This is a genomic window from Streptomyces sodiiphilus, from assembly GCF_039529215.1.
Taxonomy (GTDB): Bacteria; Actinomycetota; Actinomycetes; order Streptomycetales; family Streptomycetaceae; genus Streptomyces; species Streptomyces sodiiphilus.
Genome location: NZ_BAAAMJ010000032.1, coordinates 77,241 through 97,618, shown reverse-complemented (window position 1 = coordinate 97,618; position 20,378 = coordinate 77,241). Strand labels below are relative to the sequence as shown.

Annotated in this window: 15 protein-coding genes; 6 read left to right on the top strand and 9 right to left on the bottom strand. The window is 70.3% G+C overall.

Annotated features, from left to right (window positions below; translation table 11 throughout):
- Positions 1 to 45: 45 nt before the first annotated feature.
- The 3 genes from ABD299_RS16425 to ABD299_RS16415 form a co-directional block, all read right to left on the bottom strand.
- Positions 46 to 1,857 (bottom strand): protein kinase family protein, encoded by a 1,812-nt coding sequence (locus ABD299_RS16425; protein ID WP_344263032.1) that lies wholly within the window; start codon positions 1,855 to 1,857, stop codon positions 46 to 48.
- A gap of 141 nt (positions 1,858 to 1,998) precedes the next feature.
- Positions 1,999 to 4,080, bottom strand: coding sequence for a murein biosynthesis integral membrane protein MurJ (murJ, locus tag ABD299_RS16420; protein ID WP_344263030.1), 2,082 nt, complete (start codon positions 4,078 to 4,080; stop codon positions 1,999 to 2,001).
- Positions 4,081 to 4,183: 103 nt separating this feature from the next.
- Positions 4,184 to 6,556, bottom strand: coding sequence for a DUF6049 family protein (locus ABD299_RS16415; RefSeq protein ID WP_425581350.1), 2,373 nt, complete (start codon positions 6,554 to 6,556; stop codon positions 4,184 to 4,186).
- A 218-nt stretch (positions 6,557 to 6,774) separates the two neighbouring features.
- On the opposite strand from ABD299_RS16415, the gene ABD299_RS16410 reads away from it, so the two are divergent.
- Positions 6,775 to 8,160: a CCA tRNA nucleotidyltransferase gene (locus ABD299_RS16410; protein WP_344263268.1), complete on the top strand. Its 1,386-nt coding sequence runs from the start codon at positions 6,775 to 6,777 to the stop codon at positions 8,158 to 8,160.
- 28 nt (positions 8,161 to 8,188) lie between these two features.
- Here the strand turns inward: ABD299_RS16410 and ABD299_RS16405 are convergent, their stop codons facing one another.
- From ABD299_RS16405 to ABD299_RS16395, 3 genes are all read right to left on the bottom strand, one after another.
- Positions 8,189 to 9,496 carry an MFS transporter gene (locus ABD299_RS16405; protein WP_344263026.1) on the bottom strand — a complete coding sequence of 436 codons (1,308 nt, stop codon included), beginning with the start codon at positions 9,494 to 9,496 and terminating at the stop codon, positions 8,189 to 8,191.
- Positions 9,497 to 9,505: 9 nt separating this feature from the next.
- Complete coding sequence (locus ABD299_RS16400; protein WP_425581349.1) at positions 9,506 to 11,017, bottom strand: glycosyltransferase family 87 protein; 1,512 nt, start codon at positions 11,015 to 11,017, stop codon at positions 9,506 to 9,508.
- Between the two features lie 88 nt (positions 11,018 to 11,105).
- The gene (locus tag ABD299_RS16395; RefSeq protein WP_344263022.1) at positions 11,106 to 13,796 is read right to left on the bottom strand and encodes a transglycosylase domain-containing protein; all 2,691 of its coding nucleotides are present in this window, start codon (positions 13,794 to 13,796) and stop codon (positions 11,106 to 11,108) included.
- 448 nt (positions 13,797 to 14,244) lie between these two features.
- Between ABD299_RS16395 and ABD299_RS16390 the strand changes: the two genes are divergently transcribed.
- Together ABD299_RS16390 and ABD299_RS16385 are read left to right on the top strand one after the other, a co-directional pair.
- Positions 14,245 to 14,949 carry a PadR family transcriptional regulator gene (locus tag ABD299_RS16390; RefSeq protein WP_344263020.1) on the top strand — a complete coding sequence of 235 codons (705 nt, stop codon included), beginning with the start codon at positions 14,245 to 14,247 and terminating at the stop codon, positions 14,947 to 14,949.
- A 49-nt stretch (positions 14,950 to 14,998) separates the two neighbouring features.
- Entirely contained in the window at positions 14,999 to 16,081 is a 1,083-nt protein-coding gene (locus tag ABD299_RS16385; protein WP_344263018.1) for an inositol-3-phosphate synthase, read from the top strand.
- A 121-nt stretch (positions 16,082 to 16,202) separates the two neighbouring features.
- Here ABD299_RS16385 and ABD299_RS16380 read toward each other — a convergent pair whose 3' ends face one another.
- From ABD299_RS16380 to ABD299_RS16370, 3 genes are all read right to left on the bottom strand, one after another.
- Complete coding sequence (locus ABD299_RS16380) at positions 16,203 to 17,234, bottom strand: alanine racemase (RefSeq protein ID WP_344263017.1); 1,032 nt, start codon at positions 17,232 to 17,234, stop codon at positions 16,203 to 16,205.
- Positions 17,235 to 17,281: 47 nt separating this feature from the next.
- On the bottom strand, positions 17,282 to 18,415 hold the full coding sequence (locus ABD299_RS16375) for a lipid II:glycine glycyltransferase FemX (RefSeq protein WP_344263015.1): 1,134 nt from the start codon (positions 18,413 to 18,415) through the stop codon (positions 17,282 to 17,284).
- 67 nt (positions 18,416 to 18,482) lie between these two features.
- Positions 18,483 to 18,794, bottom strand: a complete 312-nt coding sequence (locus tag ABD299_RS16370) for a hypothetical protein (protein WP_344263013.1) — start codon at positions 18,792 to 18,794, stop codon at positions 18,483 to 18,485.
- A 244-nt stretch (positions 18,795 to 19,038) separates the two neighbouring features.
- Here ABD299_RS16370 and rpsF point away from each other — a divergent pair, with 244 nt between their 5' ends.
- The 3 genes from rpsF (at position 19,039) to rpsR (ending at position 20,363) form a co-directional block, all read left to right on the top strand.
- The gene (gene rpsF / locus ABD299_RS16365) at positions 19,039 to 19,329 is read left to right on the top strand and encodes a 30S ribosomal protein S6 (RefSeq protein WP_344263011.1); all 291 of its coding nucleotides are present in this window, start codon (positions 19,039 to 19,041) and stop codon (positions 19,327 to 19,329) included.
- A 130-nt stretch (positions 19,330 to 19,459) separates the two neighbouring features.
- The gene (locus ABD299_RS16360) at positions 19,460 to 20,056 is read left to right on the top strand and encodes a single-stranded DNA-binding protein (RefSeq protein ID WP_344263009.1); all 597 of its coding nucleotides are present in this window, start codon (positions 19,460 to 19,462) and stop codon (positions 20,054 to 20,056) included.
- Positions 20,057 to 20,126: 70 nt separating this feature from the next.
- A complete protein-coding gene (gene rpsR, locus ABD299_RS16355; RefSeq protein ID WP_003978893.1) occupies positions 20,127 to 20,363 on the top strand; it encodes a 30S ribosomal protein S18 in 237 nt (78 codons plus the stop codon).
- Positions 20,364 to 20,378 lie beyond the last annotated feature (15 nt).

Genomic DNA, 20,378 nt, shown 5'->3' with positions numbered 1-20,378 from the left:
TCTCCCCTCTGCCTGGCCGGCCGGTGTCCGAGGGTGACCTTACTACTAGCCCGTGACCGTGATGTTGGTGATGCGCCCGCGGTAGTTGCCGTCCTCCCGCTGCGGAATGTCAGTCAGCCACACCAGGACGTACTGGGTCCGCACCGGCTCCGAGGCTTCCAGGGTCAGGGAGTCGCCGCTTCCCTCGGCGACGAGGGAGAAGCCGTCCAGGGAGTTCGGCGCCGCCCCGGCATCCGTGGGCGCCGCCCGCAGTTCGGCGCTGATCTCCCCGATGGCGTCCACAAGTACGGAGGTGACGTCCCGGGGCTCGCCGAGATCCAGAACGAGGCCGACCCCCGGCTTCTGGTTGCCGAAGTCCGGGCCGAAGTAGTTCTTGGTGTGCCAGGAGGTTTCCGGGTCTCCGTCGACAGCGTTCGGCACGGCACCCGGATTCTCGGAGCGGTCCGATCCGAAGGGGTCGAAGTCGAAGGCGACCTCGATGGGCAGTACCTCGGGTTCGGAACCCTCCTCCTCCGAGGCTTCACCCACCGGAGGAGTGGTCTCCTGGGCCGAGATACCGGTTGGTGTGTCGCCCTTGAGAAGGGCATCGGCCAGCTGCCAGCTTCCCAGTCCGAGGGCGGCGAGAAGCAGCGCGGACACGCCCCACTTGAGGGCGGCGCCGGTCCGGCCCGGGAGCGCCGGGGGCACGGCGGTGGCCGGTTCCGGACCGGCGGCGGCGGAGTGGGGACTGCCGGGGGCGAAACTGCCCTGCTGGTACGTCGTGCGCTGGTAGCCGGCCAGCTCCGCGGCGGAGGGCTCCGGCGGACGGATCCGCGGCATGCGGGCGATGGCCCGGCACAGTTCCTCGGGTGTGGTGCAGGGCTGCTCCTCGCTGGCCGCGGTGGCGCCGGCGTTGACCAGTGCGCGCATGGCGAGATCGGACAGACCGCGGTGCACGCCCGCTCTGACCTGTTCCGGGGTTGCCGGAGGTTCGTGGGAGCCGCGGCTGAGACCCGCGATGCCCCGCAAGCCGTAGGCGTCCTCGGCGTACGGCCAGCGCTGGGTGAGGGCGGTGTAGAGCAGGGCTCCGATGGCCTCGGTGTCGGTGCGCTGCGGGCGCTCGGCGGTGATGCCGCGGAGGGCGGCGTCGACCGCCAGGCCGCGGATGCGGTACTGGCAGGGCCCGGTGCGCAGAACGGTCGCCGGGGTCAGCCGGAGGTGGGCCAGCCCTTCCCGATGGGCGGCGCTCATGGCTTGCGCCACTTGGGTGGCCAGGGCGTAGATCTCATGCGGCTCGAGCGGCCCGGTGTGCAGGAGGGTGCCGAGCGGGGTGGCGTCGGGGAGCCACTCGTGGATCACGTGGACAAGATCGTCGTCCTCGTCGGCGTCGAGGACCTGCACGAACCGGGGGTCGCCGAGAAGGGCGGAGGAGCGGGCTGCGGAAAGCACCTCGCGGGCCCGCTCGTGCCCGGCCGGCAGCACGTGCACCCCGACGGCGCGACGCAGCTTCTCGTCCACGGCACGCCAGCTGCTGAACCCGTCCAGACGGGTGATGCACTCCTCCAGACGGTATCGCCGGGCGAGCCTGTGCCCGCTGTGCAGCTCATGCGCGGAGCCGCGCGCGGTGCCCCTCTCGGCCCGGGCGTCCGGCGCGGCGCGGCGCTCCTGACGCGCTGCCCCGGCGCCGGCGGTCTGCTCGCACGAGGACCCGGCGTCCGGCGGCGCGTTCTCCCCGGAGCCCTCCTTCGCGCCGTCGTTCGCCTGCGACTTCCCGGGCCCGGGGGTCTTCTCGGTGTCCTCGGCGTCGTCGCTCTCCCCCGGCTGCCGGCTGTCCGCCGGACGCTGAGGAGGGCTCGTCGCCGTGCTCCGTTCCGCCACCGTTGTTTCCGCCTCCCCGATCTCGGCCGTGGGCTGGTGACACTGCCTGAATCAATTGTGCCGTGCCTTCATCACCGTGCACGACAGCTGAACCCGGCCCGGGGTTGTTCGTTCGGGCCGGCCGGCGCCGTACCGGCTCCGTCAGCGCCCGAGACGAGCCCGGACCATGCCGACAAGTGCGGTCAGTTCTTCGATGCGCATGCGTCGGGCGGCGAAGTAGAAGACCACCAGCAGAACTCCTCCGCCGGCCACGAGTGCGGCGAGTGCCCCCAGCACACCGGTACCGAGTGCCCCCATGAGGCCAAAACCTGCCAGACCGCCGAGAACCGCGGCCGGCAGGCTCGCTCCGGCGAGCCGGATGTAGGTCCGCACCACCCGGGGGCCGTCGAGCTCGGCGTTCATCCTCCGGCGGAGCCTGCGCCAGGCGACCACCACGCCCACGGCGTAGGCGATGCCGTAGCTGAAGGCGATGCCCGCGACGACCCAGCGATCGGGCAGCACGACGAAGCTCGCCGCGGACAGCGCGATCCACAGAACGGAGACGATCACAGTGTTGTAGAAGGGGGTCTTGGTGTCCTCGTAGGCGTAGAAGGCGCGCAGCACGACGTACTGGGCGGAGAACGGAATGAGGCCGAGACCGAAGGCCATGAGGATGTAGCCGAAGGACCGGGCTCCGGCCTCACCGGCCGACCCGAAGAGCATCAGACACATCGGGACGCCCAGGGCCACGAAGGAGAAGGCGATGGGGACGATGGCGACGGCCGAGGTACGCAGTCCGTGGGAGAGATCGTCGCGGACGGCGGCGGTGTCGCCGTCCGCCGCGGACCGGGAGATCCGGGGAAGCAGCGCGGCCATCACGGACACGGTGATGATCGCCTGGGGCATCTGCCAGATGAGCAGGGCGCTGTTGTAGGCGATGAATCCGGTACCCGGATACCCGGCCTGCTCGGCGTTGTCGCCGGCCCAGGTGGCGAACTGCGAGACGACCACCAGTCCTGCCTGGTTGGCCAGGACGAACAGCACGGTCCACTTGGCGAGGCGCGCGGCCTTGCCCATGCCGTGACCGATCCAGTCGAACCGTGGGCGGATCCGGAACCCCGCGGCCCTGAGGTAGGGAACCATCGCCACCGCCTGCACCACGAGCCCGAGAAGGGTGCCGATGCCCAGCAGCCGCACCCCTTCGGCGGGAATGGAGTCCACGCCCAGGCCGGAGCTGCGCTGGACGCCGTAGATCCACAGGAACATGCCGAAGGTGAAGATCACCACGATGTTGTTGAGGACCGGGGTCCACATCATCGGGCCGAAACGGTCACGGGCATTGAGGATCTGGCCGAGGATGACGTGCACGCCCATGAAGAAGATGGTGGGCAGGCAGTACCGGGCGAACGTGACCGCGACCTCGTTGGCCGCCGGATCGTCGGCGATCTTCGCGGACATCATGCGGATCAGCAGCGGGGCCACGAGGACGGCGATCAGGACCAGCGCGGCAAGGATCACCATGACCAGGGTGAGAAGCCGGTTGGCGTACGCCTCACCACCGTCCTCGTCGTTCTTCATGGAACGGACGAGCTGCGGCACGAAGACGGAGTTCAGGCCGCCGCCGATGGTCAGGATGTAGATCATCGAGGGCAGGGCCCAGGCGATGGTGTAGGTGTCGCCGAGCACCGCGGCACCCAGCGCGGCCACGATCACCAGCTGCCGGACGAATCCGGTGACCCGGGAGACCAGAGTGCCCGCGGCCATCACGGCGCTGGACTTCAGCAGACTGCTGCCGCGCCCGGCCGGACGGGGGGCGGGCGCCGGCGGCTGGCCGCCCCCGGGGGCGGGCTGCGGTGCCGACGGCGGGACGGTCCCGGGCGCGGGCCGGGAGGCGGGAGGACCCGAGGGAGGCTGAGTGGGAAAGCCCATGGTCTGCGGCGGAGGCTGCTGCTGGTCCCGGTAGAGGTGGGCGAAGGCGTCGTCCTCGCCACGGGGCTCCGGCCCCTGGCCGGGGCCCGCACCCCACGCCGGATTGTGAGGGCCCGCCGGAGAGGGGGGCCGGTCCGCCTGCCCCCAGGTGCCGCCCAGCGGGTCCCGGGCGCGCGGGTCCGGTGGCGGGTACCGGTCCAGGTGGTGACCCGGCGGCGCCCCGGACCCGGGCACCGAGCCGTGGCCGGCCGCCGGCCCGTCCACCGGGTCGTCGCCCGGCGACCGGCCGTGCTCACGGTCGTACGGCGCTTGCATCGCAACCCCATCTCAACATCACTCGCCCGTCGGCCGACGGGCTCGGCATGACGGGATTCGGTCTCATCACGTTCTCTTGTCGGGGCCGGAAGCCGCCCGGCACTCAGCGGTCCAGCTTCTCACCCGGGCCCGGGCCGGCGCGCCTGTCCTCGCCGGTGTCCCGGCCGCTGTCGTCGCCCTCGTCGGTGATGCGGTCGCCCTCACCTGCCGCCTCCTCCCGGCCGCCGCGGTTGGCCTCCGGCTCCTCCGTGGCCGCTTCCCCGGCCGGGCGGTGACCTGCCCGCTTGCGCTGGGAGTACATCCGGATGCCGGCCAGCACCACGAGCAGGACACCACCGGCGATGACGACGAGCACGGCCGAGGTGATGGAGGTGACGTCGGCGTGGAACCGCATCGGCTCGCCGTACGGCTTGCCGTCCGCGGTGTACAGCTGGGCCTCCAGCAAGGCCCGGCCGTTGGCCCGGGCGGTGGTGGAGAACTTCACCGACTGGCTGTGCCCGCCGCTGACCGAGACCGGCTGCGGTTCGCCGACCTCCAGGCCGAGCCGCCTGCTGGAGGTCAGCCTGAGCTCCAGGCCCTCCACCCCTTGGACCAGATTGTTCTGGACGGTGACGGGGATGGTGGCGCTGCGGCCGGAGAGCGTGATGGGTGACTTCTGGATCAGGTGGACCTGCTCGGTGAGCCCGACGAGCTGTCCCTGTACGGACGAGCGGTACCGGGCCGCGGCGGCGGAATCGCCCCGCCAGGAGGTGGACATCGTGCGCCGCACCGCGTTGCCGAACGGCGTCGCGACCCGGTCGGCCCGGGTCAGGATCACCTGGAAGTCGTCCAGGGTGCGCTGGGTCTCGCGCATCGCCTGGAAGGCGGAGACCGGAAGCTCCTGCTCCCGTAGCTCCTCGGGGTAGCTGTCGGTGCCGGGGACCGCGTGGTTGGCAGCCGGATCCGGATCCGCGGCGGCCGCGGCCGAAAGATCCCCGAACCACACCCAGTCGGCCTCTGCGGAGAGGGTGTCCAGCGCTGTCGCCATGGCCCGCGCCTGCGTGGAGGTGGGCATGCGCTGCGGCGCCATGACAACGCTGCGCTCCTTGGCCGGCTCCTGTTCGGTGATCGACAGGGTCTGGGCGAGCAACTGCTGGTGCGCGAGGCGGGCACTGCCCGCCGATGTCATGTCGTCCTGGAAGAGCGTCGAGAGCTGGAGATCGCTGACCACCGCCGTGGTGCCGCCCCCGATGGGCCGGGCCGCGCTCGGAGTGTAGGAGAGCCCGTCGGCCGGCCGGATGCTGTCGCTGCGGGTGATGATGTGGTGTGCGCCCGCCGAGGTGGCCACCGAGACGATGTCCGGGTCGATGGCGCCCTCCACGGGCCAGGCGAAGTCGGTGGTCGGCTCCACGCCCAGCACGGTCTGCACAGTCATCCCGGCCATGTCGGTGGCGGCCCTCAGCTGGCGCAGGGCGCCCGGCACGTCCTTGCCCCGGTGAGCCAGGGAGGCCAGATCGGGGTCTGCGAACGGCAGCGCGACGACCTCCGAGCCGCGCACCGCCTCCCGCAGCGCCCGCAGCCATGCCCGTGCCGCCTCCTGGCCCTGCCCGGCGACCAGCCCGGCGGAGGTCTCCACCTGGTACTCCTCGGTCATGGCGTCCACCGAGGCGAGCAGGTCGGGGTCGATGACCCAGGTGACGGGGAGCCTCTCGCCGAGGGTGACCATCTGATGCAGCCGGCCACCGGGGGAGATCTCGGTGAGCAGCGAGTTGTCCTTGAGGACGGGGGTCTGTTCCTCGTCGGCGTCGGTCCTGGCCGTCACGTGGGTGGTGGAGATCAGCGGCCACAGGGCCGTGAGCCGCGTCCGGGCGTTGTCCGGGTCCTGGCCGTCGGGCTGCCAGGGCAGCAGGGTCCGGCCGAGGCCCAGGAGCTGCTCCCATTGCTCGGCCTCGGTCTCGCCGGTGAGGGAGACGCCGAGCTGGTAGACACCGTCGGCTCCCAGGTTGAGATCGGAGACCGGGATGCGCAGGGCGAACGGCCGGGACATGCCCGGCCGGAGCGTTCCCAGCTCCGCGGCGTGCCCACGGACGAGAGCGCCGTCGGCCTCGGGCTGGAAACCGGTGCGCGTCACCGCGTTGTCGATGGAGCTTCGACTGGTCAGTCGCACACCCTCCCGGGCGGCCAGGCGGCCACCGGTGATCGGGGATGTGCCCTGGTTGGTGACCGTGCCGCGCACGGTGAGGGTGTCACCCTCCCGGGGGACTTCCGGCGAGAGGTCCGTGACGGTGATCTGCGCGGTCCGCGAGCCGGTGCCCGCCTCCTGTGCCCGGGCGGGCGAGGAGAGGGGTACCAGGACCAGGGTGCTCAGCAGCAGGAGGAACGCGCTCAGCGCGCTCAGTTCGGTGCCTCCCCGCCGCCGGCCCGGACGGGCGCAGGACGCCGTCTCAGCCACCTCAGCCACGCGTTCGCCCCGTTCCTCGTCGTACCAGGGGTTCATGGTAACGAGGCCCGGACCTCGTTCGTGTCCGGGAGCCCGGCCGGGGCAAGGGCAGCGTGCCCCGCGGAGGCGGGAGTGGCCGGTTTCCGTACGGGTGGGGACACGTACGCTGTGCTGTTGTGCCGAACGACAGGAAAGACAGCAGCCTCCCCCGGTCCGCCCATGAGGACGCGCCGCACGCGCCACCGGGAACGCTCGGTGCCGCCCAGCGCCAGGCGGTGAGTGAACTGCTGAGGGTGTCCCCCGTGGCCGACGATCTGGCTCAGCGGTTCGAGACCGCCGGGTTCTCGCTGGCGCTGGTCGGAGGCTCGGTACGCGACGCGCTCCTGGGACGGCTCGGAAACGATCTGGACTTCACCACCGATGCCCGGCCGGACGATGTTCTGCGCCTGGTGCGCCCGTGGGCCGACGCGGTCTGGGAGGTGGGTATCGCCTTCGGCACGGTCGGGTGCCAGAAGAAGGGCTACCAGATCGAGATCACCACCTATCGTTCCGAGGCGTACGACCGGGAGTCCCGGAAGCCCGAGGTGGCGTACGGGGATGCGATCGAGGAGGACCTGGTCCGCCGTGACTTCACGGTGAACGCCATGGCGGTGGCTCTGCCGCGCAAGGAGTTCATTGATCCGTACCGGGGTCTGGAGGACCTTGCCCGCCGGGTGCTGCGCACGCCGGGGACCGCGGAGGCATCTTTCTCGGACGATCCACTGCGGATGCTGCGGGCGGCCCGCTTCGCCGCACAGCTCGGCTTTACGGTGGCCGAGGACGTGGTGGCCGCGATGACGGCCATGGCCGGGCGGATCGAGATCGTCTCCGCGGAGCGGGTGCGGGACGAGCTGAACAAGCTCGTCCTGGCTCCCGATCCGCGTCGGGGTCTCAGTCTCCTTGTGGAGACCGGCCTGGCCCGGCACATCCTGCCCGAGCTGCCGGCGTTGCGACTGGAGCGGGACGAGCACCACCGGCACAAGGACGTCTACGAGCACAGCCTCACGGTTCTGGAACAGGCGATGGCCCTGGAGGGCGGTGAGCCGGATCTGGTACTGCGGCTGGCGGCTCTGCTGCACGACATCGGCAAGCCCCGGACCCGGAAGTTCGAGAAGGACGGCAGGGTCTCCTTCCATCACCACGAGGTGGTGGGCGCGAAGATGACCAAGGCCCGGATGTCCAAGCTCAAGTACTCCAACGAGATGATCAAGGATGTCTCCCGGTTGGTCGAGCTGCACCTGCGCTTCCACGGGTACGGCAGCGGGGAGTGGACCGACTCGGCTGTGCGCCGCTATGTGCGGGATGCGGGGCCGCTGCTGGACCGGCTGCACAAGCTGACCCGATCCGACTGCACGACCCGCAACAAGCGCAAGGCGAATGCCCTCTCCCGGGCGTACGACGGCCTGGAGGAGCGCATCGCGCGGCTGCAGGAGCAGGAGGAGCTGGACTCGATCCGCCCGGATCTGAACGGCAACGAGATCATGGGAATCCTGGATATCGGCCCGGGCCCTCAGATCGGCAAGGCCTACCAGCATCTGCTGGAGCTCCGTCTGGAACGCGGGCCGATGCCACGGGAGGAAGCCGAGGCCGCGCTCCGGGAGTGGTGGGCCGGGCAGCAGTGAACTCGCCCGGTGAGTGGCGTCGCTCGTTTCACGTGAAACGAGCGGCGTTTTCACGTGCTACCACCCTCCGGCGGAAGCGGAACATGCCGGCGGCGAGAAGGGCGTAGAGCACGGAGACGGTGATCAGCAGTTCGGCGGAACGGCCGTCCGGGGGCAGCATCAGCGCCGCCAGTCCGGCAGCGGCAACGAAGGCCGTGTTGAAGAGCATGTCGTAGAGAGAGAACACCCGGCCCCGGTAGCCGTCGTCGATCGCCGATTGCACCACCGTGTCGGTAACGATCTTCGCTCCCTGGGTGACCAGCCCCAGCACGAAAGCGGCGGCCAGGATCGGCAAGGGCTGGAACCACAGCCCGAGAGCCGGCACGAGCACCGCGGCCGCCGCCGCACAGCAGACGAACCAGCCCAGCCGTCCCAGCCGCTCCACAGCCCAGGGAGTGCAGATGGCGGCGACGAAGAAGCCGGCTCCCGAGACGGCGACGACGAGCCCGAGCAGCGCCATGCCGTTGCCTCCGGTGGTGCCGTTCTCGCCCCAGGCGTGGCGGGCCAGCATCAGGACCGTCACCAGCAGCGCGCCGTAGCAGAACCGCATCAGCCCGACACCCGCCAGGGTGCGCGAGGCGGAGGGGCGGGCGGTGAGATGCCGCAGTCCTTCCAGGAGTCCGCGGGCCGTACCGGCCACAGCCGCCCCGAGCCGGGGCTGCCTGTGGTCCTGGTCGGGTCCGAGCTGCCCGCGGCCCATCCGTAGCGCCGAGGCTCCCGCCAGCAGGTAGCCGCCGACCGCGAGGGCCAGAGCCAGGGCGTCCTCGGCACCCTGACCGCGGACGAGCAGTTGGACGGCGAAGGCGCTCATCCCGCCGACCGTGGCCGCCACGGTCCCCGCGGTCGGTGACAGCGAGTTGGCGACCACCAGCCGGACGGAGTCCACCACACGCGGCAGGGAGGCCGAGAGGCCCGCCAGAATGAAGCGGTTCACGGCGGTGACCGACAGCGCCGACAGGTAGAAGAGCCAGTTGGGGGCGCCGGTCAGCACCAGTGCGCAGGTGCCGGATGTCAGCGCGGCGCGCAGCAGATTGCCGTAGAGAAGTACCTGCCGACGCCGCCATCGGTCCAGCAGTACCCCGGCGAAGGGCCCCAGCAGAGAGTAGGGGAGGAGCAGCACAGCCATGGCCGCGGCGATATCCCCGGGCGTCGCCTGCTGTTCCGGGGAGAAGACCACGTAGGTGGCCAGCCCGACCTGGAAGACGCCATCGGTGAACTGCGAAAGCAGCCGGACGGTCAGCAGCCGCCGGAAGCCGGAGAAGCGCAGCAGGGTGCGCAGGTCGGTGACGACGGCCATGCTTGCCTCTCAGGTTTCACGTGAAACATCGCGCGCGGAATCGGGACCGGCGCCTGTCGGCACGGCGGTCGGCCGCGCGCCCCAGTCCGCTCCCTGCCGGGGGTGTCGCACCCGGGAACGCCGGCGAAGCCGGAAGGCGTCGGGGGCGCTGTCGAGCACTCCGCCGCCCGGATCGTCGGAGCCGTCCCAGCGGACCGGGTCGTGCCGGGGCCGGAGGGCATCGCGCACGACCATGAGGCACAGATAGGCGGTGCCCGCCAGGTGCACCACGATCGCCAGCTGGTAGCCGCCGGCCGGCAGGCCGTGCTGCTGGTCCCCGGTCGTGTAGGCGAGGTACATCCAGATACCCAGGAAGTAGAGCACCTCGCAGGTCTGCCAGATGAGGAAGTCGCGCCAGCGAGGCCGGGCGAGCACTGCCAGCGGGATCAGCCACAGGACGTACTGAGGGCTGTAGACCTTGTTGAAGAGGATGAAGACCGCGACGGTGAGGAAGGCCAGCTGGGCCAGCCGGGGCCGGCGGGGCGCAGTCAGGGCGAGCAGGCCGATGAGCGCACAGCCGAGCAGGGTGAGCCCTGTTGCCAGGGTATTGACGCGTTCGGGGTCCAGGGCCAGGTCGGTGCGCTGGGCGAGGACGAGCCAGAGCGAGCCGAAGTCGACCGGCCGCTCCCGGCTGAAGGTGTAGAAGGTGGCCCAGCCCTCGGTGGCCAGGGTCATGACGGGCAGGTTGACGGCGAGCCAGCTCGCCGCGGCGCCGGTGGCCGCAACGGCGAAGGATCGCAGTCTTCCCGCCCGCAGGCAGAGCAGGAAGAGGGGCCCGAGAAGCAGCAGGGGGTAGAGCTTGGCCGCGGTGGCGAGGCCGATGAGAATGCCGGCGGCCGCCGGACGGCCGCGGGACCACATCAGAAGTGCCGCGCAGGTGAGCGCCCCGGCCAGCAGGTCCCAGTTGATGGTGGCTGTCAGGGCGAAGGCGGGGGCGAGTGCGACCATCAGCCCGTCCCAGGGGCGGCCTCGCTGGATGCGGGCCACGCAGACCGCGATGACGACCGCGCAGATCATCAGCATCGCGGCATTCACCAGCCAGTAGTACTGTCCGGGCCGTTCCACGGTGTCGCCCGAGGGGGTGAGCCAGACGGCCACTTCCATGAAGAGCCCCGTGAGCACCGGGTACTCCAGGTACTCCATCCCGCCGGAAAGCTCCTCGGGGATGCGGTCGAAGTAGGGGATCAGGCCGTCGGCGAACCCCCTGCCGCCGTAGAGGTGGGGAATGTCGGAGTAGCAGGCGTGGGTGTACTGCGACGCGGGACCGTGGAACCAGCCGCTGTTCCAGCAGGGCAGCTTCTGGACCATGCCGAGCGAGAACATCCCGATCATCACCAGGGCGATCACGCGTACCGGGTTCCACCAGCCGGTTCCGTCCGCTGTCCGGCGTCCTGCGGGGCCGCCGATCAGCTCGCTGCCGGCCGCCGCCACCTCGTCCTGGGAGGTGGGCCGTACGACAACGCGTGGGTCGGTGTGCGCCATGACCCACATCCTGCCGTACGCCCCGGCCCCGGCCGGTCAGGGCACGGACCCCGGGAGGTCCGCGGCCCCGGCCGGCCGGGGCCGCGGATCAGCCGTCTCTGCCCCGGAACAGGCTGCCGTTGCCGGAGCCTCCGTCATTGCCCTCGATGCCGCCCTGATCGGTGCCGACATCGGTGCCCTCGTCCGTGCCCTCGGTGCCGCCGTCCGTGCCGCCCTGCCCGCCGGCGTCGGCACCGCCGTCCTGGCCCTCGGTGTTGCGGCACTGCCAGTCCCAGGGGTGGCAGGTGTCGGTCGGGTCCGGCTCGGGCTCCTGGGTCGGGGTCTCGGTCTCCTCCGGCTCCTCGGTCTCCTCCGGCTCCTCGGTCTCCTCGGGAGTCTCGGTGGGGGTGGGCTCGGGGCTCTCGGCGCCACCGCCGTAGATCTCCTCGCCGATGTCCGGGGCGGTGGGGAAGGGCGTCGCCGGGTCGTCCTTGGTGGCTTCCTTCATGTAGCTCAGCCAGACCTTGGCCGGGAAGCCGGAACCGTGGACCTTCGGCACACCGCCGGTGCCGCGCATCGACAGGAACCGGCGGTCCTCGGCGGCGACGTCGTCGCCGTGCGGGTAGCGGAACATCCCCACGGAGGTCGACAGATGCGGGGTGTAGCCGATGAACCAGGCACTGATGTTCTGGTCGGTGGTGCCGGTCTTGGCCGCCACCGGCTTGCCGAGCGCCTGGGCGCCACGCCCGGTGCCCTGCGGGGACTCCACGACGTTGGCCAGAACCTCGGTGACATTGTCGGCGACCGCGGCGTCGAAGGTGCGCTCAGTCTTCTTCTCCCTCTCCCATTCGAAGCCGGTGCCGTGTTCGACCCGGGTCACCGAGTAGGGGTCGGCCTTGATCCCGCTGGCGGCGAAGGTCGCATACGCGTCCGCCATGCGGATGGCGCTGGGCGTGGAGACGCCGAGGGCGAAGGTGGGGACGGAGTCGTCGGCGGCACCGAGGCTGTCCTCGCGCAGGCCGGCGTCGACGGCCGCCTTGGCGACCGTCTTCATGCCGACATCCATGCCGAGCTGGACGAAGGGAGAGTTCGCCGAGACCTCCATGGCCCTGCGCAGGGTGATGTCACCCTCCTCGTTCCCCTCGAAGTTGGCCTGCTCCCAGTTGAAAGGCTCCCCGGTCTCCTCGTTCTCGCCCTCCCAGACGGTGCCGTCGTAGTTCTTGATCAGCAGCCCGTCCTCGCTGCTGTACTTGCTCTCGGGAGAGACCCGGGTGCGGTCGCCGGCCCCCTGGTCGGCGGGCTTGGCGGGGTCGCGGACGCCGTCCCGCATCGCCGCGGCGAGCACGAAGGGCTTGAAGGTGGAGCCGACCTGCACGTCCTGACGGTTGGCGTTGTTGACGAAGTGCTTCGTCGCGTCCACCCCGCCGTAGACGGCGACGATGGCGCCGTCGCCCGGCACCACGGAGGCGCCGCCGAACTGGATGTGCTGGTCCTCCTCGCGCTCCTCGGGGTCGAAGTGCTCCTCGGAGACGGCCTTGACCGCCTCCTCCATCTGCTTCACCTTCTCCTTGTCGAAAGTGGTGTGGATCTGGTAGCCGCCCCGGTCCAGCTGCTCCTTGGTGAGGATCTCCTCGCTGGTGATGTAGTTGTCGGCCATGTCGGTGAGGTAGCCGATCTGGCCGGCCTTCTCGGTGGCCTGGGTCGGCGGGTTGGGCATCGGGAATTCCGTGTACTCGCCGCGCTCCTGGTTGGAGAGCGTGCCGACCTGGGTGCGGCGGTCCAGCACCCAGGCCCAGCGCTCCTGGGCTCGCTCCAGGTTCGCCGCCGCCCGCTCCTCGCCGGCGGAGCCGCCGTAGGGGTCGTACAGCTCGGGTCCCTTGAGCAGGGTGGTCAGGAACGCGGCCTCGCTGGGCTCGAGATCCTCGGCGTTCTTGCCGTAGTAGGCCTGGGAGGCGGCCTGGATGCCGTAGGCGCCGCGGCCGAAGTAGGAGGTGTTGAGGTAGCCGGCGAGGATGGTGTTCTTGTCGACCGTGGCGCCCACCTTCACCGAGATGAGCAGCTCCTTGGCCTTGCGCTCCAGGGTCTGTTCCTGGCTGAGGTAGGTGTTCTTCACGAACTGCTGGGTGATGGTGGAGCCGGACTGGGTGTCGCCGCCGCGGGCCATGTTCACCACGGCGCGGGCGATGCCCATCGGGTCCACGCCCTTGTCGGTCCGGAAGGTGGCGTTCTCCGCCACGATCACCGACTCCTGCATGGAGGCGGGGATCTGGTGGATCGAGATGTTCTGCCGGTTGTACTCGCCGCCGCCGGCGACCACCATCCGGCTGCCGTCCGCCCAGAAGTAGACGTTCTTCTCCTGGGTGGCCACCTTGTTGGGGTCGGGCACGTCGACCATGGCGTAGGCGAGGCCGACCAGTCCGACCATCATGCCGAGGAACGCGACGGCGGCGCCGAGCACCTGCTTCCAGGAGGGCACCCAGCGCCGCAGCCCGCGGTACTGGGACCGCGGGTAGTCGATGAAACGCTTTTTCGGCGGGTGGTCGGCCCGCCGCCGGGCGGCCCGGCCGCCGACCCCTTCGGAGGCCGACGCGGCCGTGGTTCCGGCGGCGGCAGCCCGTCGCCGGCCGCCGGTGCCGCGCTGCGCGGCCCTGCGTGCCTCCGCCCGGCTGCCGTAGGGCGGTGCCGTTCCTGGGGAGCCTGCCGGAACAGCCGCGTCTCGCGGCGCGGCGGCCCTGCGACCGGACGGCGCCGCTGCGCGGCGGCCGCGGGTCTGAGGCGGCTTGCGACGGTGCTCGCTCATGGGAACAGCTACTCCTCGGACAGTCCCCCAGCCCGTCGGCTGGGACGTGCCCCCGACGGACACCTGCGGGTGGCGGATCTTACTGGTCGGTTCCGGTCCCCCGACGCGTGGTCCGGCCAACTACCCGGACACACGTCACCTCGGACGAGGACGCCCGAGGGCGGTGACTGGTTCCCGGTGGTCGAGTGCACGGGCCCAGACTACGCAGCCTCGTGGCCCATCTATCCCTGCATAAAGGGCAATCCGGTCTTATCGCCACCCTCGAAGCGGAGATGTGATTCCGCTCACCCACCCCCCACTTGCCGACTCGCGGGAGCCGTTCTATCGTCGAGATGTATCGAGTCGATACATCGGGTCAATACATCGGCAGAGACCGGGGCATGTGAGGTGCGCCGGACAACTGCAGAAGGACGCGGGAAGCCGCGGGGAAGAAGGAGGTGTCCGGCCCGTGAGCAGACGCTCCGGAGTGCTGGAGTTCGCCGTGCTCGGCCTCCTCCGCGAGGCACCGATGCACGGTTACGAGCTGCGGAAGCGGCTCAACACCTCCCTCGGCGTCTTCCGGGCGTTCAGCTACGGCTCGCTCTATCCCTGCCTGAAGACCCTGGTCCAGCAGGGATGGTTGACCGAGGAACCCGGCGGAGCGGCCGAGGAGAGCCTCACCGCCCCGCTCACCGGGCGCCGGGCCAAGATCGTCTACCGGCTCACAGCCGAGGGCAAGGAGCGTTTCGAGGAGCTGCTGGCCCAGACCGGCCCCGACGCCTGGGAGGACGAGCACTTCGGTGTGCGGTTCGCCTTCTTCGGCCAGACCTCGCGGGATGTGCGCGTGCGGGTGCTGGAGGGCCGGCGCAGCCGGCTCGAGGAACGGCTGGACAGGATGCGGGCCTCCCTCGCCCGCACGCGCGAAAAGCTGGACGAGTACACCCTTGAGCTCCAGCGCCACGGCATGGAGTCCGTGGAGCGGGAAGTGCGCTGGCTGAACGAGCTGATCGAGAGCGAGCGGGAGGGGCGCGACGACGCCGCCCCGCACCAGGACAGCCGGCGCAGGCCAGGAGGTGGTACCACCCCACCGTCAGGCCGGACCGAGGATACGGGCGGTCTGCCCCCGCAGCGGGGCGGCGACCGGCCCGATCCGTCCGACGACACCACCAACTGAGTCACCGCGCCGTGCGGGACTCGCCGAGAACACACAGGGAGCAACCGGAATGGGTTCGGTTCGCGTAGCCATCGCAGGCGTGGGCAACTGCGCCGCGTCGCTGGTACAGGGCGTCGAGTACTACAAGGACGCTGCCCCGGACACCCGGGTCCCAGGTCTGATGCATGTCCGGTTCGGCGACTACCACGTCTCGGACATCGAGTTCGTGGCGGCGTTCGACGTCGACGCCAAGAAGGTCGGCATCGACCTCGCGGACGCCATCGGCGCCAGCGAGAACAACACCATCAAGATCTGCGACGTGCCTCCCACGGGTGTGTCCGTGCAGCGGGGCGAGACCCACGACGGTCTGGGCAAGTACTACCGCGAGACCATCGTCGAGTCCGACGAGCAGCCCGTCGACGTCACCCAGGTCCTGCGGGACACCCGGGCCGACGTCCTCATCTGCTACCTGCCCGTGGGCTCCGAGGACGCCGCCAAGTACTACGCCCAGTGCGCCCTGGACGCCGGCGTGGCGTTCGTCAACGCGCTGCCGGTGTTCATCGCCGGCACCAAGGAGTGGGCGGACAAGTTCACCGCCGCCGGGGTGCCGATCGTCGGTGACGACATCAAGTCCCAGGTCGGCGCGACGATCACGCACCGCGTGATGGCCAAGCTGTTCGAGGACCGCGGGGTCATCCTGGACCGCACCATGCAGCTGAACGTCGGCGGCAACATGGACTTCAAGAACATGCTGGAGCGCGACCGGCTGGAGTCCAAGAAGATCTCCAAGACCCAGGCCGTCACCTCCCAGATCCCGCACCGCGACCTGGGCGAGGGCAACGTCCACATCGGCCCGTCCGACTACGTCGCGTGGCTGGACGACCGCAAGTGGGCCTACGTCCGCCTGGAGGGGCGCGCCTTCGGTGACGTCCCGCTCAACCTGGAGTACAAGCTGGAGGTCTGGGACTCCCCGAACTCCGCCGGTGTGATCATCGATGCGCTGCGCGCCGCGAAGATCGCCAAGGACCGGGGCATCGGCGGGCCGATCCTGTCGGCCTCCTCGTACTTCATGAAGTCCCCGCCCGTGCAGTACTACGACGACGAGGCCCGCGAGAGCGTCGAGAAGTTCATCAGCGGCGAAGTGGAGCGCTGAGCGCTCGCCCCGGCACCCGCGCCGGGACATGCCACACGGGGCCCCGCCGGCCGAGCGCCGGCGGGGCCCCGGCCGGGTGCGCGGGCGGTACCGGCCCCGCCCGGCGCGGTGCCGGGCCGTCTCAGCGGTCGACCACCCGGTCGGGCTGGGTGGTGGTGTGCCGCAGGATCGCCTTCATCTCGTCCCCCACCTTGGGCTCCTGCGCCTCGGCCGGGATGAACACGATGGACACCTGCATGTGTGGCGGCTCGGCGAACCACCGCTGCTTGCCGTCCCAGACGTACGGCGAGAGGTTCCGGTTGACGGTGGCCAGCCCCGCGCGCGCCACGCCCTTGGCGCGGGAGGTCATTCCGTGCAGCGCCTTGGGCGCCTCCAGACCGACCCCGTGCGAGGTCCCGCCCGAGACGACCGCCAGCCAGCCATCCCCGGACGCCTTCTGCTGCCGGTAGCCGAAGCGGTCCCCGCGGACGACCGGTGTCACGTCCAGCACCTCGCCCCGGTACTCGGTGGCGTCGTGGTCGCCCAGCCACAGCCGGGTGCCGATCCGGGCGCGGAACCGGGTCTGCGGGAACTGCTGGCGCAGCCTGGCCAGCTCCACCGAGCTGAGATGGCTGACGAACATGGTGTCCAGCGGCAGCCGGGCGGCCCGCAGCCGGTCCATCCAGCCGATGACCTCCTCGACGGCGTCGGTGCCGTCCGTGCGGTCCAGCGGCAGGTGGATGGCGAACCCCTCCAGCTGCACGTCCTCGATCGCCGCCCGCAGCTTCCCCAGGTCGGAGCCGGTGACCCCGTGCCGCTTCATGCTGCTCATGACCTCCACGACGACCCGGGCGCCGTGCAGCCCGTAGACGCCGTCCACCGAGGACGCCGAGCGGACCACCCGGTAGGGCAGCGGTACCGGCTCCTCGGTGCGCCGGTAGGGCGTCAGCACCAGCAGATCACCGGCGAAGCGGTCCTTCATGGCGGCCGCCTCGTAGGTCGTGCCGACGGCCAGCGTGTCCGTCCCCAGCAGCTTGATCTCCTCGGCCAGCCGGTCGTGGCCGAAGCCGTAGCCGTTGCCCTTGCAGACGGGCACCAGCTCGGGAAAGTCCGCGGCGACCGACCGCTGGTGCGCCCGCCAGCGGTCGGTGTCGACGTAAAGGGTGAGCGCCATGACCGGATGAGCCTTTCTGCCGGAGAGGTGGGACGGCGTGGGGGTCGTCAGCGCCGGGACATGTAGATGTCGAGCGCCTTGTGCAGAAGCTTATTGAGGGGGAAGTCCCACTCGCCCAGATACTCGGCGGCTTCACCGCCGGTACCCACCTTGAACTGAATCAGCCCGAACAGGTGATCGGTGTCCTCCAGGCAGTCCCCGATGCCGCGCATGTCGTACACGTCGGCGCCCAGTGCGTGGGCGTCCTGGAGCATCCGCCACTGCATGGCGTTGGACGGCCGGACCTCCCGCTTGTGGTTGGCCGAGGCGCCGTAGGAGTACCAGACGTGCTTCCCGACGATCAGCATCGTCGCGGCCGCCACCACCTCGCCCTCGTGGCGCGCGAAGTACAGCCGCATCCGGTCCTCGTCGCCGACGGCCGCGGTCTCGGCGTTCAGGACCCGCCACATCTGCTGGAAGTAGGAGAGGGGGCGCGGGCGGAACTTGTCGCGCTCCGCGGTCACCTCGTAGAGCTCCTGCCACACCGGGAGGTCCTCGTACCGGGCGCGCTCCACCAGCACCCCGGCCTTCTCGGCCTTCTTGATGTTGCGCCGCCACAGCTGGTTGAAGCCCTTGTGCACCTGCTCCGGCGAGCGGTCCCGCAGCGGGATCTGGAACACGTACCGCGGCTGCACGTCGCCGAAGCCGGCGCCGCCGTCCTCTCCCTGCTGCCAGCCCATCCGCCGCAGCCGGTCCGCCACCTCGAAGGCCCTCGGCTCAAGGTGGGTGGCCTCCACGTCGCGCAGCCGCTTGACCTCGGGGTTCTGGATGCCGGCCTTGATCGCCTGGGCGTCCCAGCGGCGGATCACCACGGGCGGGCCCATCTTGACGGAGAAGGCGCCCTGGCTCTTGAGGTGGGCCAGCATCGGCCGCAGCCACTCCTCCAGGTTGGGCGCGAACCAGTTGATCACCGGGCCCTCGGGCAGATAGGCGAGGTACCGCTTGACCTTGGGAAGCTGCCGGTAGAGCACGAGGCCGGCACCGACTTGACGCCCGGACACGTCGAACCAGCCCAGCGACTCCGCGCGCCACTCCGACTTGACATCCGCCCAGGCCGGCACCTGCATGTGACTGGCCGAGGGCAGGGAGCGGATGTACGCCAGGTGCTCCTCGCGGCTGATGGTCCTCAGGGTCAGGCTCATTCGGGGCGCTCCTCCGGCGGGTCTTCGCAGGGTCTGGCGCGAAGCCTACTGCCGCCGGGGGCGGCGGCTACCCGATGATCCCGCCGAACAGGCCGCCGTTGGCCACTCCCAGGTAGAAGCCGAGCCCGGCCGCTCCCAGGCCGATCACCAGCACCATGCGCTCGGCTGTGGTGGCAGAGATCAGCTGCCCCCAGGCTCCGGTGATGATGCCCGCCAGACCGGCCCAGGAGCTGATCAGGTGCAGGCCCTCGGAGAAGGTGGTCAGTACCGCGACGGCGCCGAGCACCAGCGTCACCACGGCGAGGGTGTTCTCTTTCGGGTGAGCACGGCCGTCGCTGTTGAGGAACGCCAGTGGGCCGTGCTGCGCTGTCTGTGCCATGGGGCACCTCCTGTGCATATTCCCTGACCTGTCCAGATTGCGCCCCTCCGGTACCGGATTTCAACCGGAAGGCGCGAACCGGTACGGTGTACTCTCGCGCCGCGTCCGCCCGGGCTCTTCCGCATGTGAAGCCGTACGGCAGTCCGCATGCGGGCCGCACGGTCCGGACCGGCGCAACCGCATGATTCAACCCTCCTGCCACGGATCGCCCGTGGCCGCCGAGTCCAGAGGAGGTGGGTTCCACATGCGTCACTACGAGGTGATGGTCATCCTCGACCCCGATCTCGAGGAGCGCGCTGTCTCCCCGCTGATCGAGAACTTCCTTTCCGTCGTCCGTGAGGGCAACGGCAAGGTCGAGAAGGTCGACACCTGGGGCCGTCGTCGTCTCTCGTACGAGATCAACAAGAAGCCCGAGGGCATCTACTCCGTCATCGACCTGCGGGCCGAGCCCGCGGTCGTCAAGGAGCTCGACCGGCAGATGAACCTGAACGAGTCGGTTCTGCGGACGAAGGTCCTGCGCCCCTCCACCCACTGAGTCCAGCCGCCTCGCGGCAGGACCGGTAAGCCGGGCAGCACTGTCAGAGCCATCCGTCATCATCGCGGTACCGCAGTTTCACCACCACCGCGGCAGCATCAGCAGCAAGCAATCGCCGAGAGGTTCACCCATGGCAGGCGAGACCGTCATCACGGTCGTCGGCAATCTGGTCGACGATCCCGAGCTGCGCTTCACCCCTTCCGGCGCGGCGGTCGCGAAGTTCCGCATCGCGTCCACCCCGCGCATCTTCGACCGGCAGACCAGTGAGTGGCGGGACGGCGAAAGCCTGTTCCTGACCTGCTCGATCTGGCGGCAGGCGGCGGAGAACGTCGCCGAGTCCCTCACCAAGGGGACGCGGGTCATCGTGCAGGGCCGGCTCAAGCAGCGGTCCTACGAGGACCGGGAGGGCGTCAAGCGCACGGTCTACGAACTGGACGTCGACGAGGTCGGCCCCAGCCTGCGCAACGCCACGGCCAAGGTCACCAAGACCGCGGGCCGGGGCGGTCAGGGCGGCTTCGGCGGCCAGGGCGGCGGTCAGGGCGGCCAGGGAGGCGGCTGGGGCAACGGCCCCGGCGGTCCTTCCGGCGGTCAGGGCGGCGGCCAGGGCGCCGGGGACCCGTGGGCCACGGGTGGCCCCTCCGGCGGCGGGCAGCAGGGCGGCAGCGGCGGTGGCTGGGGCGGCGGTTCCGGCTCCGGCGGCGGCTACTCGGACGAGCCCCCCTTCTGATCGCGGCCGTCACGGCCGGTTCGAGGGTGTGCTCGAAGCACATACTTCTTGAACTCATACGGAGAGAGACATGGCGAAGCCGCCTGCTCGCAAGCCGAAGAAGAAGGTTTGCGTGTTCTGCAAGGAGAAGATCTCCTACGTCGACTACAAGGACACGAACCTGCTGCGGAAGTTCATTTCCGACCGCGGCAAGATCCGTGCCCGCCGGGTCACCGGAAACTGCACCCAGCACCAGCGTGATGTCGCCACGGCTGTGAAGAACAGCCGTGAGATGGCGCTGCTGCCCTACACCTCGACCGCACGCTGAGGAAGGGGGACTACG